Source organism: Streptomyces sp. NPDC006174 (assembly GCF_040614075.1).
In the GTDB taxonomy this organism is placed as follows: Bacteria; Actinomycetota; Actinomycetes; order Streptomycetales; family Streptomycetaceae; genus Streptomyces.
Genome location: NZ_JBEXTJ010000003.1, coordinates 396,384 through 413,243 on the forward strand (window position 1 = coordinate 396,384; position 16,860 = coordinate 413,243).

General features: G+C 72.7%; 13 protein-coding genes and 3 pseudogenes. 9 read left to right on the forward strand and 7 right to left on the reverse strand.

The genetic code is table 11. The features are described 5' to 3' along the window. The first annotated feature begins 25 nt into the window (after positions 1–25). The gene (locus ABZ267_RS09320; RefSeq protein WP_356751981.1) at positions 26–532 is read left to right on the forward strand and encodes an NUDIX domain-containing protein; all 507 of its coding nucleotides are present in this window, start codon (positions 26–28) and stop codon (positions 530–532) included. Here ABZ267_RS09320 and abc-f read toward each other — a convergent pair. The 6 genes from abc-f to ABZ267_RS09350 form a co-directional block, all read right to left on the reverse strand. Beyond that, complete coding sequence (abc-f, locus tag ABZ267_RS09325) at positions 463–2,169, reverse strand: ribosomal protection-like ABC-F family protein (protein ID WP_356751983.1); 1,707 nt, start codon at positions 2,167–2,169, stop codon at positions 463–465. The two genes, ABZ267_RS09320 and abc-f, sit on opposite strands and share 70 nt — an antisense overlap. 313 nt (positions 2,170–2,482) lie before the next feature. Then, positions 2,483–3,523, reverse strand: a complete 1,041-nt coding sequence (locus ABZ267_RS09330; RefSeq protein WP_356751985.1) for an NAD(P)-dependent alcohol dehydrogenase — start codon at positions 3,521–3,523, stop codon at positions 2,483–2,485. Between the two features lie 106 nt (positions 3,524–3,629). Next, the gene (locus ABZ267_RS09335) at positions 3,630–4,397 is read right to left on the reverse strand and encodes an SDR family NAD(P)-dependent oxidoreductase (protein ID WP_356751987.1); all 768 of its coding nucleotides are present in this window, start codon (positions 4,395–4,397) and stop codon (positions 3,630–3,632) included. Next, a complete protein-coding gene (locus ABZ267_RS09340; RefSeq protein WP_356751989.1) occupies positions 4,394–5,068 on the reverse strand; it encodes a TetR family transcriptional regulator in 675 nt (224 codons plus the stop codon). The genes ABZ267_RS09335 and ABZ267_RS09340 overlap by 4 nt, the downstream gene beginning before the upstream one ends. Before the next feature lie 69 nt (positions 5,069–5,137). Continuing rightward, on the reverse strand, positions 5,138–6,346 hold the full coding sequence (locus ABZ267_RS09345; RefSeq protein WP_356751991.1) for a SpoIIE family protein phosphatase: 1,209 nt from the start codon (positions 6,344–6,346) through the stop codon (positions 5,138–5,140). Positions 6,347–6,511: 165 nt separating this feature from the next. Then, on the reverse strand, positions 6,512–7,261 hold the full coding sequence (locus ABZ267_RS09350) for a GNAT family N-acetyltransferase (RefSeq protein ID WP_356752096.1): 750 nt from the start codon (positions 7,259–7,261) through the stop codon (positions 6,512–6,514). A 732-nt stretch (positions 7,262–7,993) separates the two neighbouring features. Here ABZ267_RS09350 and ABZ267_RS09355 point away from each other — a divergent pair. From ABZ267_RS09355 to ABZ267_RS09390, 8 genes and pseudogenes are all read left to right on the forward strand, one after another. Continuing rightward, entirely contained in the window at positions 7,994–8,869 is an 876-nt protein-coding gene (locus ABZ267_RS09355) for an RNA polymerase sigma factor SigF (protein ID WP_356751993.1), read from the forward strand. A gap of 97 nt (positions 8,870–8,966) precedes the next feature. Next, positions 8,967–9,494 (forward strand): annotated as a pseudogene (locus ABZ267_RS09360) (TetR/AcrR family transcriptional regulator); the annotation flags it as partial. 115 nt (positions 9,495–9,609) lie between these two features. Next, positions 9,610–10,502 (forward strand): annotated as a pseudogene (locus ABZ267_RS09365) (3-keto-5-aminohexanoate cleavage protein). A 32-nt stretch (positions 10,503–10,534) separates the two neighbouring features. After that, positions 10,535–11,537, forward strand: a pseudogene (locus ABZ267_RS09370) (3-hydroxyacyl-CoA dehydrogenase NAD-binding domain-containing protein). Beyond that, positions 11,534–12,040 carry a thioesterase family protein gene (locus tag ABZ267_RS09375; RefSeq protein WP_356751995.1) on the forward strand — a complete coding sequence of 169 codons (507 nt, stop codon included), beginning with the start codon at positions 11,534–11,536 and terminating at the stop codon, positions 12,038–12,040. Before ABZ267_RS09370 ends, ABZ267_RS09375 begins: the two are co-directional and overlap by 4 nt. Before the next feature lie 206 nt (positions 12,041–12,246). Further along, positions 12,247–13,608 (forward strand): bifunctional o-acetylhomoserine/o-acetylserine sulfhydrylase, encoded by a 1,362-nt coding sequence (locus ABZ267_RS09380; protein WP_356751997.1) that lies wholly within the window; start codon positions 12,247–12,249, stop codon positions 13,606–13,608. Further along, positions 13,605–14,804: a homoserine O-acetyltransferase gene (locus tag ABZ267_RS09385; RefSeq protein ID WP_356752098.1), complete on the forward strand. Its 1,200-nt coding sequence runs from the start codon at positions 13,605–13,607 to the stop codon at positions 14,802–14,804. Before ABZ267_RS09380 ends, ABZ267_RS09385 begins: the two co-directional genes overlap by 4 nt. Further along, positions 14,801–16,078 carry a sulfite oxidase gene (locus tag ABZ267_RS09390; protein WP_356751999.1) on the forward strand — a complete coding sequence of 426 codons (1,278 nt, stop codon included), beginning with the start codon at positions 14,801–14,803 and terminating at the stop codon, positions 16,076–16,078. The genes ABZ267_RS09385 and ABZ267_RS09390 overlap by 4 nt, the downstream gene beginning before the upstream one ends. Here the strand turns inward: ABZ267_RS09390 and ABZ267_RS09395 are convergent. Further along, positions 16,071–16,808 carry an adenosylcobinamide amidohydrolase gene (locus ABZ267_RS09395; protein WP_356752001.1) on the reverse strand — a complete coding sequence of 246 codons (738 nt, stop codon included), beginning with the start codon at positions 16,806–16,808 and terminating at the stop codon, positions 16,071–16,073. The two genes, ABZ267_RS09390 and ABZ267_RS09395, sit on opposite strands and share 8 nt — an antisense overlap. Positions 16,809–16,860 lie beyond the last annotated feature (52 nt).

Here is a 16,860-nt window from a genome sequence, read left to right on the forward strand (position 1 = left end):
TCACCGTGCTTGCAGACTTGACGCCATGTCGGCAGGCAAGCGCAGTGCGGGACTTCTTCTCTTCCGGACCACCGGTACGGGAGGTGAGCGGGATGTCGAGGTGCTGATCGGGCACATGGGCGGGCCTTTCTGGACCGGGCGGGAGGCGGCCGCCTGGTCGGTGCCGAAGGGTGAGTACGGCCCCGACGAGGATCCGGCGGCGGCCGCGCGGCGGGAGTTCACGGAGGAGCTCGGACTGCCGGTGCCGGAAGGTGCCTGGCTGCCGCTCGGTGAGGCGCGTCAGCGCAGCGGCAAGACGGTGACCGTGTGGGCGGTGGAGGCGGAGCTGGATGTGGAGTCCGTGGTGCCGGGGACGTTCACGATGGAGTGGCCGCGCGGCTCCGGCGTGCAGCAGGAGTTCCCGGAGATGGACCGGTTCGCCTGGTGCACGCCGGAGGAGGCCGCCGAGCTGCTGATCGTCGGTCAGCGGATCTTCGTGAAGCGGCTGCGCGACCGGGTACGCGCGGCGGGATCTCCTTCCCCGGAGGCATAGGCCTCGGCGGGACGGCCGGCCCGCAACTCCAGTACGTCACCGGTGAAGCGGGCCCGGAAGCTGCGGTCGTGCGAGACGACGACCACCGCTCCCGAATACTGCGCGAGCGCCGCCTCCACCTCCTCCACCAGGCTCAGCGCGATGTGGTTCGTCGGCTCGTCCAGCACCAGCAGATCGGCCGGCCGGGTCACCAGCCGGGCCAGGGCCAGCCGGCGCTGCTGGCCGATGGAGAGGGACGCGACGGGTACGCCGAGGTCCTCGGGCCGGAACAGGCCCAGCTCCAGCAGCTCGTCCGCGTACTCCTCCGGAAAGCCCGGACGGCCCGCCGCGAAGGTGGCGAGCAGGGTGCGGCGGGTCGGCCGGGCGGGCAGCTCCTGCGGGAGGTAGCCGATCCGGGCGCGGCGGCGGACCGTCCCGGTGTCGGGCGTCAGGTCGCCGGCGAGGACCCGCAGGAGCGTGGTCTTGCCGGCCCCGTTCTCGCCGGTCACCAGCAGACGGGCGCCAAGCTCCACGCGGAGAGCGGGAAGGTGGAGCCGGTCGCCCACGGTGATGTCGTCCAGCTCCACCAAGGGTCCGGAGCCGGTCTCGGCCGCCAGGGACGGGCGGCCGGTGAAGGCGAGCGGCTTGGGCGGAGCGGGTACGGGAGTGCGGCGCAGCGCCTCCAGCCGGGTCCGGGCCGCCCTGACCTGGCCGGAGAGTTTGGCCTCGTGCGAGCGGCGGTGCTTGCCGAACCCCTGCTTCGGGTCCCTGCCGGTGGCCGCCAGCCGCTGTCCTGCGGCGTCCACCAGCTCCGCCGTACGGGCCAGGTCGCTCAGGTACTCCTGGTGCTCCTGGGCCCAGCGGCGCCGGGCCGCCGCCTTCGCGGTGCGGTAACCGTCCCAGCCGTCGCCGTACCGGATGACCGTGCGCAGGTCGCGGTCGACCTCCAGGATCACGGAGGTGACCCGCTCCAGGAAGGCCCGGTCGTGGGTGATGGCGACGACGGTGCCCCGGTGCGCCCGCAGGTGCTCCTCCAGCCAGATCACCGCCCGTACGTCCAGGTGGTTGGTCGGCTCGTCCAGGAGCAGCAGCTCCGGGGCGGCCGCCAGCACGCAGGCCAGCGCGAGGCGGGACTGTTCGCCGCCGGAGAGGGTGGAGAGCGTGCGGTCGCGGGTGAGGTGGGCGAGGCCGAGGCCGTGGAGAGCCGCCTCGGTACGGGCGTCCGAACGGTAACCGTCGCGCTCTTCGTAGGCGGTGAGGAGGTCTCCGTACGCGGCGAGTTCCTCGTCCGTGGGCTCGCCCGCCGACAGCGCCTCCTCCGCCTCGCGGATGCGGCGCTCCAAGGCGCGGAGTTCGGCGAGAGCGGCGTCGACGGCGTCCTGGACGGTGTCGGTGGGATCGAGGGCGAGGGTCTGGGCGAGGTAGCCGGTGGAGCCGGGGAAGCGGACGGTGATCTCGCCGTTGTCCGGCTGCTCGGCTCCGGCGAGCAGGCGCAGCAGAGTGGATTTTCCGGAGCCGTTCTCGCCGATGACGGCGACTTTCTCGCCGGGGCGGACGGTGAGCGTCACCTGGTCGAGTACGGAGCGGTCCCCGTAGGCCTTGGAGACGTCCTTGATGGTCAGTTGGGCGCGGTCGCGCCGGTCGTGCGTGGGTGCCATGTCGCTGATTCCTGGGTGAGCGCCCGCGGCGGCGCGTGCGAGGACGCGCGAAGGCGGGGCGTGGATACCGGACGGCGGAGGGACAGCGGCGTGTCGGGGCCGGATACGGCGAGGTTTCGCCCGGTGCGGACACGGGCGGTGCTCGGCGAACGGCCGGAGGCCTCAGCCGGTGACGTCAGGTGTCACGCGGCGGCTGTCCGGGCCGGGAATCAGCGGAAGTAGTAGTACGAACGCATGGCATCGAGTGTAACGGCCGGCCGATTGCGGGGCCGGGAATTTTCACCGGCCCCGCGACCGGCGTACGACGATGGGCTCAGCCGTTCGGCAGGATGACCGCGCGGCCGTTGATCCGGCCGTCGTGCAGTCGTTCGTAGGCGCGCGGGGCCTCGTCGATGGAGTACGTCTCCACATGGACGTCCACGGCTCCCGCGTGGGCCAGGTCGAGGACCTCGGCCAGCTCCTTGCGCGAGCCCCAGTACGGAGCGCTGACGTTGGTGCCGTACGGCAGCGTCCCGAAGCCGACCGACAGCGCGCCGCCGCCGATGCCGACGATCGTGACGTCGCCGTCGACGCGTGCGGCGGCTCCGGCGGTCTCGACGGTGGGCGGGGCGCCGACGAAGTCCAGTACGACGTGGGCGCCGAGTCCGCCGGTCAGCTCCTTGACGCGGGCCGCCGCCTTCTCGTCGGAGAGGACCGCCTCGTGCGCGCCGACGGACCTGGCCAGGTCGAGCTTCTCCTCGCTGACGTCGAGTGCGATGACCCGTACGGCCGTCATGGCGCGCAGGAGCTGGATCGCGACGTGGCCGAGGCCGCCGGTGCCGATGACGACGGCGGTCGCACCGGGCACGAGCTTCGGCAGCGAGCGCTTGATCGCGTGGTACGGAGTGAGTCCGGCGTCCGTGAGCGACACCGTCTTGACCGGGTCGAGGTCACCGATCGGCACGAGGTGGCGCGGGTCGTCGACGATCATGTACTCGGCCATGGCGCCGGGAGCGCCGAGTCCGGGCGGCATGATGCCGAGCTCCTTGGCGCGCAGACAGTAGTTCTCCTTGCCTTCCGCGCAGTTCACGCAGATGCCGCAGCCCCAGGGCCCGTACACCGCGACGGAGTCGCCTTCGGAGAGGCCGTGCACGCCGTCGCCGAGCGCGGCGACCGTGCCGACGCCCTCGTGGCCCAGCGTGAGCGGCAGCGGGAACGGGATCTGGTCGGCGGGCCAGCTCATCACCGCGATGTCGGAGTGGCAGACACCGGCGGCGGTGACCTTCAGCAGGACCTGGCCGGGGCCGGGCTCGGGGTCCGGCACGGTGACGACCTCGGGGGCCGCACCGACGGCCCGGTACTGGACGGCTTTCATGGGTCTCCTCGCTTCTTCGCTGCCTTGTGCTCTTCTTGTCGCCCCCGTGGTCTCTCCCGCATGTCCTTTGTCGCCCGCGGCTCCCGCGTCCGCCACCCGGGCGCCGTTACGGAGCGGAGTAGCCGCCGTCCACCAGGTGGTAGCTGCCGTGGATGAAGGAGGCCTTCTCGGAGAGGAGGAAGACGGTGAGTTCCGCGACCTCCTCGGCGGTGCCGAGGCGTCCGGCCGGGTGCAGCGAGATCAGGTGCTCACGGGCCTGCGGGTCGGCGTTCCGCAGGAGCGGGGTGTCGATGAAGCCGGGGCCGACCGCGTTGATCCGGACGTTCTGTGCGGCGTATTCGAGCGCCGCGCTCTTGGTGAGGCCGACGACGCCGTGCTTGGCGGCGACATAGGCGGGCGAGCCCGCGAAGCCGTTGGTGCCGAGGATGGAGGACATGTTGACGATCGCGCCGCCGCCGGCCGCGACGATGGCGGGCAGCTCGTGGCGCATGGAGTAGAAGACGCCACTGAGGTTGGTGGCGACGACGCGGTCCCAGTCCTCGACCGGGTAGGCGCCGGTGGGCGCGGCCGGACCGGCGATGCCGGCGTTGTTGACGGCCAGGTGGAGGGCGCCGAAGGTCTCCACGGTGAACCGGACACCGGCTTCGACGGAGGCCGGGTCGGTGACGTCCATGCGGACGGCGGCCGCTCGCGCGCCGGTGCTCTCCAGCTGGGCGGCGGCCTTGCGTGCGCTCTCCTCGTCGTAATCGGCGACGACGACGGCCGCGCCGGCGGTGGCGAGCAGCCGGGCCACGGCGAGGCCGATACCGGAGGCGCCGCCGGTGACGAGAGCGGTACGGCCGGCGAACTCGGCCGTGGGAGTGGTGGTGCTCATGAGGTTGCCTTTTCTGCTGTGTCTTCGGTGGTGCCCGGGGCTGTGAGGAGGTCCGCAGAGAGAGCGTCGAACGCCTCGGTGACCAGGTCGGGCAGAGCGTCCGGGCGACCTCCGCGCACCCAGGCGGCCTGGGCCGCGAGGAGCGCGCCCGCTCCGGCCGCCACGGTGACGGCGGGGCGGATGTCGTGGCGCGGGTCGGTGCCGAGCCGGTCCGCGACGATGGCGACCGAGTCCTCCTGGGCGTCCACCCGGATGTGGTGGAAGGCCGCGTAGAGCGTCGGCTCCTCCTCGGCCGCGGTCAGGAGGTCGAAGATCCGCGGGCGGCGGTGCCAGGGCTCGGCGTCGGGGTCGGCGAGCCAGGCCAGGACGGCGCGCCGGTACGCCAGGAACAAAGGCTCCTCGGCGGGACGGGCCCGCAGGGCCTCGTTGATCCGGTCGCCGTCACCGCGCAGCGAGTCGAGCGCTGCGGCTTCCTTGCTCCCGAAGTACCGGCTGAACGTACGGCGGTCGACGTCCGCGGCCTCCGCGATCTCCTCGACCGTGACGTACCGCAGTCCCCGGTCGAGCACCAGCTCGAACGCGGCCTGCGCCAAGGTGTCGCGGGTGCGGCGGGCCTTACGACTGCGCCGCTCGGGCGTTCTCCGCTCCGGGTTCTTCTCTGCCGGGCTCATACATGCACCGTACACCTGAAAATGTCCCTGCACGGCATTCGTCCCGCCGGGACATCATGGACGGCTCGTTCAGTCGGTCATGGCGCCCGCGACCGGCCGGGCCTCCTCGGCTCCGGACACCGGCCGCGGCTCGCCGTCGCCCGGTGCTCTGCGCAGCGCGAGCGCGGCGACATCGTCGCGCCTGACTCCTCCGGTGAACTCCTCCAGATCGAGGTGGAGCGCGTCCAGCAGCTCACGCGGACCGTGTCCGGCCCAGCCGCTCAGCCGCTGGTCCAGCGGGTAGAAGGCGTGGGCCACGTCGCGGGCCTCGGTCACTCCGTCGGTGACCACGAGGAGCGTGGCGCCGGGCGGCAGGACGAACGACTCCGCCGTACGGGTCTCGCGGCTGAGGCCGGCGAGGCCGAGCGGTACGTACGTCCGCTCCAGCGGTACGGCCGACGCGCGGCCCTCGTACAGCAGCCACGGCGGCAGATGGCCGCAGTTCACCGCCTGTACGCGGTCCTCCTCGTCGAACCCGAGGACCAGCGCGGTCACGAAGCGCTCGGCCTCGCCGGTCTGGGCGGAGAACCCGTTGTGCCGGACGACGGCGGCCTCCAGGGCCTCCACCACACCGGTCAGCGTCGGCTCCCGCACCGCCGCCTCACGGAACGCCGCGATGGCGGCGAACCCGGCCCCTATGGCCGCCACCCCCTTGCCCTGGACGTCTCCGATGATCACGCGGGTGCCGTACGGCGATTCGACGACCTCGTAGATGTCACCGCCGACGAAGCGGTCCTCCTCGATCGGCTCGTAGAGGCCGTACGCGAAGACCTGGTCGGTGATGACGGGCAGCGGCCGCAGGATCTGGCGCTGGAGGGCGACGGCGGCGGAGCGGAGCCGGGCCATCTCGGTGGCGTGGCGTATGCGGGCGGCGCAGGCGGCGACACCGAGGGCGCAGGCCAGCACGGTGAAGCCGATGCCGAAGACGAAGTCCCAGAAGGTGCCGTCACCGCCGAGCCCGGAGCCGACGACGACCGCCGTGATCCAGACCGCCACCCAGACGGTCTGCCGGAGGCTGCAGAAGACGGAGGCCAGGGCCGGGACGACGACGAGGAGCGGGATGACCCGGAGGTCCTCGCCGGTGACCACGTCGAGGAGGACGACCAGCACGCTCAGCAGCAGCACGAGACCGGCCAGCGCCCAGTTGCCGATCCGGCCCGTGGCCTCGTCCGCGCCCGCGTCCGTACCCGGCAGGGCCGTCGGCCGGCCCGGTGCCCTGCGCCCTTTCCCCAGGGACACGCCCTCTCCTCCCGTTCGTTCCTCGGTGCCGCCCACCGGTGAGGACGGCCCCTTCCAGTTGACCGCCATTCGGGCCGCGGCGCAGCGGGGCGTAGGACCCGGAGGCGGCGCCGAAGGTCCCGGCCGGGACGTTCGGCCCGGGACCTTCGGCCCTCTTCTCCCTGCTCACCGCAGTGCGGCGCGGCGGGTTCCGTCGGCGGGCGGGAGGCTCACGGGGGCCAGGGCGGAGATGAACTCGGGGTGGGCGCGGAGCTGGAAGCCGAGCGATTCGTAGAGCCGGATCGCCACCGCGTTGGTGGCGGAGGTGTGCAGGAACGGCGTCTCGCCGCGCTCACGGATCCCGTACGCCACCGCCCGGACCAGGCGGCCCGCCAGCCCCTGACCCCGTACCGACTCGTCGGTGCAGACCCCGCTGATCTCGGTCCAGCCCGGCGGACGCAGCCGCTCCCCCGCCATCGCCACCAGCACGCCGCCCCGGCGGATGCCCAGGTAGGTGCCGAGCTCCACCGTGCGCGGCAGGAAGGGGCCGGGGCGGGTGCGCTCCACCAGGGCCAGCATCTCCGGCACGTCCGCCGGGCCGAGTCGTACGGCCTCGGGGCAGGGCTCCGGGACCACCGACACGTCGACGAGCTGGACGCCGCGGATCCGGTGGAGGATCTCCCAGCCCTTCGGCGGCTCCTCGCGCAGCCTGTTCAGGCCGATGGTTCCGCCCGGCCCGGCGAGCGCCGCGAGGTCGACCCAGTCCCGCGCGTCCGGGACGTCGGGATGAGCGGTCCAGGGAGAGACGTCGACGGGGTAGCGCAGGATCCGGCCGCGCCGCTCGGCGAAGTGCGCGTGCGGGCCGGTGAGCGAGGAGAGCGCGGGACTGTCCAGCGGGTGCGGCGGCGCCCCGGGGCCGGTGGCCGGTGTGGTGATCGAGGCGGTGGCCGGGACGGAGACCGACGGGCCGGCCGCAGAAGCGGTGAACGGGGCGGTCCCGGGCGTGGCGGTCTGGTGCCGGGTCGCGGGGTCGAGGGCGGTCACGGGCCCACCTCGGCGATCGGATCGGGCCGTTCGGCCGCGTCCCGTGCCACCCCTCCGCGGCATTCTTCGTACGCGTACGGCTTGCGCATGCTCTCCCTCGTTCCGGTCCATCGCACGGTTCCTCCCGGCGGGCACCCGGCGCCCTGGCGCCGCGCGCCCGCCACCCGCGAAAAGCCGATGCGCGCAGGGCGTATTCCGCGCCGGGGAACTGTTCACGAGGCCGCAATCAACGGCGGTGGAGACCGGCTCCGCACCCCGGACGGAGAGATTCCGGAGCACGGCGGGAACCGGCGTGCGCCCACCTGGAGGAGCGGCGAATTCGACTCATCCATCAGCCAATCCGCGCGGGTCCGGTCCCAACTGCCGTCCGGCTGTGGCACTCTGGTGGCGACCGCCCCACCGGGCTCCCCCGTACCGGTGGGGCGGTTCTGTGCGCCCCCTGTGGACCGGCCCGTCCCCATGACGGTGTTTCAGCGCCGAACTCCGCCTGTTTCCGCCTCTCGCCAGCCGATTCCGGCCAACTCGCCGCCGCTGGCCAGATCGATTCCCTTCCGGACGCATGAGGACCGGACCGCCGGGCAGGCGTGTAAACCTCATGGCCTACGACCTGGGGAGGGTGACGAGATGACGGCGCACACGGTACGGAGCACCGGTACGGAGCAGCGGACGGAGACCACGGAGGACCTTCCGTGGATCGAGGACGCCGGCAAGGTCGCCCCCATGGACGCCCGGCGGCTGTCGCGGCTCTTCTTCGACCGCCTCCAGGTCCTGGAGGAAGGCACGCACGAGTACCAGTACGCGCGCAACACCCTGATCGAGATGAACCTCTCGCTGGTCCGGTTCGCGGCCAACCGCTTCCGCAACCGGGGCAGCGGCGACATGGAGGACATCATCCAGGTCGGCACGATCGGGCTGATCAAGGCGATCGACCGCTTCGACCTCTCGCGCGAGGTGGAGTTCACCTCCTTCGCCGTGCCGTACATCGTCGGTGAGATCAAGCGGTTCTTCCGGGACACCAGCTGGGCCGTCCACGTGCCCCGGCGCCTCCAGGAGCTGCGCGTCGACCTCGCCAAGGCCAAGGAGACCCTCGCGGCCGACCTCGACCGGGACCCGACGGTGCGGGAGCTGGCCGAGCACCTGGGCATGGACGAGGCCGAGATCACCGAAGGGATCGTCGCCTCCAACGGCTACACCGCGGGCTCGCTGGACATGCCGACCGACTCCGCCGAATCCAGCCCGCAGAACACCAGCGGGCGGACCTTCGCCGATGTCCTCGGCGAGCCGGACCCCGCCTTGGAGACCGTGGAGAACCTGCACACCCTCGCACCGCTGCTGGGCGAACTGGACGAGCGGGAACGCCGGATCATCGACATGCGGTTCGGCCAGGAGCTGACGCAGGCGCAGATCGGCGCCGAGCTCGGGATCTCCCAGATGCATGTCTCCCGGCTGCTGAGCCGGATGCTGGACAAGCTGCGCAACGGAATGCTCACCCAGGAGTGACACGAACGCGCCTCGCTCTCACCTGACTTCCTCATCAGTCACCCTCTCAATTCCCCGGCTCCTACCGCAAGCACCACCTCCCGTGTTGAGATTTACTCGGGTCGCGGACATCGCCACGGCCTGCCGCACCAGCACCGCCGCGATCCACTACCACTTCCCCGGCCGCGACGAGCTGCTCGAAGCGGCGGTGCGCTGGTGCATGGACGAGGACACCCGTCGCCGTGGAGAGGCCGTCGCCGGAACGGAGCACGCCGGTGACGAGCTGCGCCTGCTGCTCGAACTCCAGACGCCCCGCACCGTGCAGCAGCGCCGCCAGTGGTGTGTCTGGCTCGACCTCTGGTCCGAGGCGGCCCGCTCCACCAGCGTCGGCCAGCTCCACCGCGAGTACTACCGCCAGTGGCGGACGACCGTTGCCGAGGTGATCCGTCGCGGAGTCGACCAGGGCGTCTTCCGTCCCGTCGACCCGGACAACGCGGCCCTCACCCTCACCGCCCTGATCGACGGCCTGGCCTCCCAGGTCCTGGCCACCGCGCCCGACAGCCCCGGCACCGGCACAGGTGCCCAGGCCATGCACGACGCCCTGATCGCCCACGTGAACACCTGCCTGACCGCGCCGGCCGCCTGACCGTACGCCGAGCGGCCGACCGGCTCGGACCCGCGTCCGTGCGCCATCACGGCAGCGCCGCGCCGACCCCGTCCCGTACCCCACTCACTCCCCCGCCCCGAGGAGACACCTCCGCATGCCCGTGAACCAGGACGTCATCATCACCTGCGCCCTCACCGGAGCCGGTGACACCGTCGGCCGAAGTCCTCATGTCCCCGTGACGCCCGAGCAGATCGCCGCCTCCGCCGTGGAGGCCGCCGGAGCCGGTGCGGCCGTGGTGCACATCCACGTCCGCGACCCGGAGACCGGCGCTCCCTCCCGCGACCCCGGCTCTACCGCGAGGTCGTGGAGCGGATCCGGGAGACCGGCACCGATGTCGTCATCAACCTGACCGCCGGCATGGGCGGCGACCTGGTCATCGACCCGGCGGCCCCGCTCGACCAGCTGCCGGGCACCGATCTGGTCGGCGGCCTGGAGCGGCTGCCGCACGTGGAGGACCTGCTGCCCGACATCTGCACGCTGGACTGCGGTTCGCTGAACTTCGGCGACGGCAGCAACCTCTACGTCTCGACCCCCGACATGCTGCGCACCGGCGCGAAGCGCATCCAGGAGCTCGGAGTCCGGCCGGAGCTGGAGATCTTCGACACCGGCCAGCTCTGGTTCGCCAAGCAGCTCCTCGCCGAAGGCCTGCTCGACGATCCGACGGTCTTCCAGCTCTGCATGGGCATCCCGTGGGGCGTGCCCGCCGATCCTGGTGTGCTCCAGTCGATGGTCAACATGCTGCCCGAGGGCGCCCGTTGGGCCAGTTTCGCGCTCGGCCGGATGCAGATGCCCTGGGTCGCGCAGTCGATCCTGCTCGGCGGGCACGTGCGGGTCGGTCTGGAGGACAACCTCTATCTGGGCAAGGGCGTCAAGGCGACCAACGGCCAGCTGGTGGAGCGCGCCGTGCAGATCACCGAGGCCCTGGGCTCCCGGGTCGCCTCGCCGGACGAGGCGCGGCAGCAGCTGGGCCTCCGCCCGCGCATATGAACACCTTCTCCTCTCTCTCTGGAGCGCAGCCCATGCATTCCGTACCTCCTTCCACTCCCGCCCCCTGCGCCCCGGAGGATGTACGCCGTGTCGCGTGCGTCGGAGCCGGCGTCATCGGCGGCGGCTGAGTGGCCCACTTCCTCGCGCGCGGCTACGACGTCACCGCCTGGGACCCGGCTCCCGACGCCGAGGTCCGGCTGCGCCGACTGGTCGCGGCGGCCTGGCCCGCGCTCGAACAGCTCGGCCTGGCCGAAGGCGCCTCGCCGGACCGGCTGACCGTGGCCGGGAGCCTCGAAGAGGCCGTGGCCGAAGCCGAGTTCGTCCAGGAGAGCGCGCCGGAGCAGCTCGACCTGAAGCGCGACCTGCTGGCCCGGCTGGACGCCGCCACTCCGGCCGGTACGGTGATCGCCTCCTCCACCTCCGGCTACCCGATGACCGACATGCAGACGGCGACCGCCGGCGCCGCACGGCTCGTGGTCGGCCATCCCTTCAACCCGCCCTACCTGATTCCGCTGGTCGAGGTCGTCGGCGGCGAACTGACCGCACCGGACGCGGTGGCGTGGGCCTCACGCTTCTACGAGGTGGCGGGCAAGTCCGTCATCACCATGGACCGCGAGGTGCCCGGCTTCATCGCCAACCGGCTCCAGGAGGCCCTGTGGCGCGAGGCGCTGCACATGGTGGCCAACGGCGAGGCCACCGTACGGGAGATAGACGCGTCGATCACCGAAGGTCCCGGGCTGCGGTGGGCGGTGATGGGGCCGATGCTGACGTTCGCGCTCGCGGGCGGCGAAGGCGGCATGGCCCGTATGCTCGACCACTTCGGCCCGTCGCTGAAGTCTCCCTGGACCCGGCTGGAAGCGCCCGAACTGGACAGCGCGCTGTACGAGGCGGTGGTGGCGGGCTGCGACGAGGCCGCGGAGGGGCGGAGCATCGCGGATCTGGTCGCGGAGCGCGACCGGGGCGTGGTCGACGTGCTGCGGGCGACCGGCCGGCTGCCTGCCTGGTTCCGCCTCCACCGAGGAGGCGGCCCGATGACCGAGAACGGCACGGCCACCGGCCTCCCTCTCTTCCGCAGGACCGTACGGCCCGAGTGGATCGACTACAACGGCCATATGAGCGAGGCGTTCTACGTCCTGGTCTTCGGGTACGCCACCGACGCGATGATGATCGAGACCGGTCTGCACGCCGGCTACCGGGAGTCCACCGGCTGCTCGCTCTACACCGTCGAGTCACATCTCCGCTACCTCCGCGACGTGCCCGTCGACGCCCATCTCGTCGTCCGCACCGGCCTGTTGGGCGCCGACGCCGTGAAGGTGCGCTTCGTCCACGAGATGTACGTGGTCGGCGCACCCGAGGACGTACCGGATCCGGCGGCCGGACCGGTGGCGACGAGCGAGCTGTTGGCCCTCCACGTGGACCAACAGGCAGGCCGAGCGTTGCCGTTCCCGGACGCCGTACGGGAGCGGCTGGAGGGGCTCACCGAAGAGGCGCCGGAGTGGGCGGGGCGCTCCATCGCGGAGGTCCCGGCGCCGCGCTGATCCTCCACGACGCGCAGGGCCGGTCCGGACGACGGGCCGGCCCTTTGCGTTGCCGCCGTATTGCAGGTTCGTGGCCAAGCGGGCGACACGCTTCCGGGCCGGTCCGGCACGTCCTACGGTCCGTAATCAGCCCGCCGCCACCCGGGCTTCCGCCGACCGGCGGACGTACACCGCCGTACGGCGACCGAACCATGTGCGAGGAAACCATGAGCCAGCCCCTCGACTCCGTCACCGCAGGCCACACCCCCGAGGACGTCAACCGGCAGGAACCCGGCGCCTCCTGGTCGTTCGAGACCAAGCAGATCCACTCCGGCGCCGTCCCGGACCCGACGACGGGTGCCCGCGCGGTGCCGATCTACCAGACGTCGTCGTTCGTCTTCCGCGACACCCAGCACGCCGCCGACGTGTTCTCGCTCGCCGAGCCCGGCAACATCTACACCCGCATCCACAACCCCACCCAGGACGTCCTGGAGCAGCGCATCGTCGCGCTGGAGGGCGGGGTCGCCGCCGTGGCACTGGCCTCCGGACAGGCGGCCGAGACCCTGGCGCTCCTGACGCTGGCCGGAGCGGGCGACCACATCGTCTCCTCGCCCTTGCTCTACGGCGGCACCTACAACCTCTTCCGCCACACGCTGCCCCGGTTCGGCATCGAGGTGACGTTCGTCGAGGACCCGGAGGACCTGGACGCCTGGCAGGCCGCCGTGCGTCCCAACACGAAGGCGTTCTTCGCGGAGACGCTCGGCAATCCGCGCGGTGACGTACTGGACATCCGCGCGGTGGCCGACACCGCGCACGCCGCCGGTGTGCCGCTGATCGTGGACAACACCGTGCCGACGCCGTACCTGCTGCGGCCCATCGAGCACGGCGCGGACATCGTCGTCCACTCCGCGACCAAGTTCCTCGGCGGCCACGGCACCACCATCGGCGGGGTCGTCGTGGACGCCGGAACCTTCGACTTCGGCGCGCACGCCGAGCGCTTCCCCGACTTCCACGAGCCCGACCCGAGCTACCACGGGCTCCAGTACTGGCCGGCGCTCGGGCCGGGCGCCTTCGCCATCAAGCTCCGCGTCCAGCTGCTCCGCGACCTCGGCCCGGCGCTCTCGCCGCACTCGGCGTTCCTGCTGCTCCAAGGCGTGGAGACGCTGAGCCTGCGGCTGGAGCGGCACACCTCCAACGCGCTGGAGCTGGCCCGCTGGCTGGAGCAGCGCGACGAGGTGGAGACCGTGCACTACGCGGGTCTGCCGTCCAGCCGCTGGTACGAGGCCGGCCGGCGCTACCTGCCGCGCGGCGCCGGAGCGGTGCTGGCCTTCGAGCTGAAGGGCGGGGCCGAGGCGGGCAAGCAGTTCGTGGACGCGGTCGAGCTGTTCAGCCACCTCGCCAACATCGGTGACGTACGGAGCCTGATCATCCATCCGGCCTCCACCACGCACAGCCAGCTCACCGAGGAGCAGCTCGTCGCCACCGGCGCCACGCCGGGCCTGGTGCGGCTCTCGGTCGGTCTGGAGAACGTGGACGATCTGAAGGCCGACCTGGAGGCCGGGTTCCGGGCCGCGAAGGCGGCGTCCTGAACCGTGGCGCCGCGCCCGCCGCACTTCCTCTCCCGCCGGCCTCCGGTGGCCTGCGGGAGGGGGACCCGCCCGGTCGTCGCCGCTGGGTGACGATCGAGGACCCGCTGCCCCTGGAGTCCGGCGCCCGGCTACCGGGGGTCCGCCTGGCGTACGAGACCTCGGGGCAGCGGGAGGCGGACGGTTCCAACGCCGTGCTGGTCCTGCACGCGCTGACGGGCGACAGCCATGTGGCCGGCCCGGCCGGCCCCGGCCACCCGGCCGCCGGCTGGTGGGACGCGCTGGTCGGACCGGGCCGGGCGCTCGACACCGACCGGTGGTTCGTCGTCGCGCCGAACGTGCTCGGCGGCTGCCAGGGCAGTACGGGCCCCGCTTCCCCGGGGCCCGACGGCACGCCCTGGGGTTCCAGGTTCCCGTATCTGACGGTACGGGACCAGGTGGCGGCCGAGGCGGCGCTCGCCGACGCGCTGGGGATCGAACGGTGGGCGGCCGTGATCGGCGGGTCCATGGGCGGCATGCGGGCCCTGGAGTGGGCGGTGAGCAGACCGGAGCGCACCGGTTCGCTCTTCGTGCTCGCCGCTCCGGCCGCCGCGTCCGCCGACCAGATCGCCTGGGGCGCGGTGCAGATCGGCGCCATCCGCTCCGACCCGGGATGGCGGGGCGGCGACTACCACGGCGCTCCGCCGGGCGGCGGTCCGCACCGGGGCCTCGGCCAGGCACGCCGCATCGCGCACCTCACGTACCGCACCGAGCCCGAGCTCGCCTCCCGGTTCGGCGGCGCGCCGCAGCCGGGCGAGGAGCCGGAGCGCGGCGGGCGCTACCAGGTGGAGTCCTATCTCGACCACCACGCGGCCAAGTTGGTGCGCCGGTTCGACGCGGGCAGCTATGTGGCGCTCGCCGAGGCGATGAACGGCCACGACGTCGGCCGGGGCCGAGGCGGGGTCCGGCGCGCGCTGCGCCGGGCGCGGATGCCGGCGCTGGTGGCCGGCGTCGACTCGGACCGGCTCTACCCGCTGTACCAGCAGCGGGAGTTGGCGGAGCTGCTGCCGGGTGCGGATGTCCTGCGCGTCGTCAACTCTCCGTACGGCCATGACGGTTTCCTCATCGAGACCGGCCAGGTGGGAGCACTCGTACGGGAGTTGCTTCCACCGGCACCCAAGCCCCTCCCTTCCACCGTCCTCACCAAGGAGCTTCCATGAGCCCGCTTCCTCCACCGTCCGAGGATGTCTACGACCGGATACGGCTGCGGCAGTGGTCCGCCGGAGCGGCGCGTTCCGCCGGGATCGACCGCCGCGATCTGCTGAAGCTCGTCGCCGCCGCGTCGGCGGCCGTGCCGCTGGCCTCGGTCGCCGCCGCACCGGCACACGCGGCGACCGCTCCGGCGGCCGCCGGACTGCCCGGTGTGGTCAAGCCGCTGCCGCCGGAGCTGTTCACGCTGCGCGGCACCAACGCGGAGACCAACTTCGCCGCGCTGAAGGGCACCGGCCTCCTCACGCCCGCCGACCGGTTCTTCGTCCGCAACCACACCGCCACCCCGCAGATCGACCGGGACACCTGGAAGCTGACGGTCTGGGGCGACGGGCTGAAGGGCGGGCCGGTGGACCTCACGTACGCGGATCTCCTGCGGCTGCCGTCGGTGAGCCGCACCGGGTTCGTGGAGTGCGCGGGCAACGGGCGCAGCTTCTTCGCCTCGCAGCAGGGCCAGGCGGTCAGCGGTACGGCGTGGACGCTCGGCGCGATCGGTACGGCCCGCTGGCGCGGAGTGCGGCTCGGGGATGTGCTGTGGCGGGCCGGGATCGGGCGGCACGCGGTGGACGTGCTGCCGCGCGGGCTGGACGCGGAGGTCGTCACGGACGGCGTGAACCTGGGACGGGTGCGGCGGCCGCTGCCGGTGGCGAAGGCTCTGGACGACGTACTGCTCGCGTACGAGATGAACGGCGAGCCGCTGCCGCCGGACCACGGGTATCCGGTCCGTGTCATCGCGCCGTCGTGGGTGGGCATCGCCAGCATCAAGTGGGTCGGCGACATCGAGGTGAGCGCCGAACCGCTGCTCACGCCGTGGAACACCGGCCTCTACCGGCTCTTCGGCCCCGGCCATCCGCCGGAGGGCAGCGCACCGCTGACCCGGCAGACGCTGAAGAGCGCCTTCGAGCTGGTGCGGGGCGCCGCGTTCCCGGCTCATCGCCGTACGGTGCTCACCGGCCGTTCCTGGTCGGGCGGGGCGGGGGTGCGGTCGGTGGAGGTCAGCACCGACGGCGGCCGGCGCTGGCGGCGGGCCCGGCTGCACGACGCACCGCGGGCCGGGAGCTGGGTGCGGTGGTCGGTGGACTGGGTGCCGACGCGGAAGGGCCCGGCCGAGCTGCTGGCGCGGGCCACGGACCGGTCGGGCCGGACGCAGCCGAAGACGACCGCGCACAACACGCAGGGGTACCTCTTCGACGCGGTGGTGCGGCACCCGGTGGCGGTCAGCTGAGGCGGGCTCCGGCCCGTACGGCGGTGTGCACGGCGCGGGCGATGCGCGCGCCCCAGAGCGAGCGGGGTCCGGCGAAGGGTTCGCCGCCGCCGGGCCCGGGCTCGGGGGCGGCGACGCAGACGGCGTCCGTGGGGGTGCCGGAGCAGTCGAGTCCGGCGTCCAGGAGGGCCTGGACCTTGGCCTCGGTGGCGGTGGCGACGGCGTTGACGAGGGCCGCGTCGGAGAGTGCGGCAGGAAGCGTGACGACGATGTTGACCGTGCCGGGCCGGTGCGGGATACGGACTTGCGCGTCGGGAGCCGCGGCCCAGCCGCGTACGCCGAGGCCTGCGGTGACGGTCGCGGTGACTCCGCCGTCGTGGCCGGTCGTGTACGCGGCGACGTCGGCGGCGGTCATCAGCCCGGCGCCCGGACCGGTGAGCCCTTCGGCGGCGGCGATCTCGGCGAGGTGGCGGTCCGGGTCGAGGCGCGGGTAGCCACCGGGGACCTGGGCGTTGAGGATCCAGGAGCGGAGGCCGATGCCGCCGCCGAGCACCGCGCTGCTGCACACCCGCACGCCGGGCCCCAGCCGCCACACGAGGTGGTGGAGGTGGTGTCCGTCCTCGCGTCGGTCACGGAGCTCACCGCGCTGGGCCGGCAGCTGGACGCGTACGGAATCGATGGCGCACTCCTGGTGGCTCGGCGGGACCGGCTCCGGCCCGTCCCGCCGGGGCCGCCGTGCTCCGCCGATCATATGCGCGCCCCGCACCCGCTCACCCGATTGGCCTAACTCGTACGGGAGCCGC

Bases quoted from the DNA above. Each gene is read 5' to 3' on its own strand.
- ABZ267_RS09330 (WP_356751985.1), bottom strand. From the start codon at position 3,523: ATGAAAGCCGTCCAGTACCGGGCCGTCGGTGCGGCCCCCGAGGTCGTC.
- ABZ267_RS09390 (WP_356751999.1), top strand. From the start codon at position 14,801: ATGAGCCCGCTTCCTCCACCGTCCGAGGATGTCTACGACCGGATACGG.
- abc-f (WP_356751983.1), bottom strand. From the start codon at position 2,169: ATGGCACCCACGCACGACCGGCGCGACCGCGCCCAACTGACCATCAAG.
- ABZ267_RS09355 (WP_356751993.1), top strand. From the start codon at position 7,994: ATGACGGCGCACACGGTACGGAGCACCGGTACGGAGCAGCGGACGGAG.
- ABZ267_RS09335 (WP_356751987.1), bottom strand. From the start codon at position 4,397: ATGAGCACCACCACTCCCACGGCCGAGTTCGCCGGCCGTACCGCTCTC.
- ABZ267_RS09340 (WP_356751989.1), bottom strand. From the start codon at position 5,068: ATGAGCCCGGCAGAGAAGAACCCGGAGCGGAGAACGCCCGAGCGGCGC.
- ABZ267_RS09375 (WP_356751995.1), top strand. From the start codon at position 11,534: ATGACCGAGAACGGCACGGCCACCGGCCTCCCTCTCTTCCGCAGGACC.
- ABZ267_RS09395 (WP_356752001.1), bottom strand. From the start codon at position 16,808: ATGATCGGCGGAGCACGGCGGCCCCGGCGGGACGGGCCGGAGCCGGTC.
- ABZ267_RS09320 (WP_356751981.1), top strand. From the start codon at position 26: ATGTCGGCAGGCAAGCGCAGTGCGGGACTTCTTCTCTTCCGGACCACC.
- ABZ267_RS09380 (WP_356751997.1), top strand. From the start codon at position 12,247: ATGAGCCAGCCCCTCGACTCCGTCACCGCAGGCCACACCCCCGAGGAC.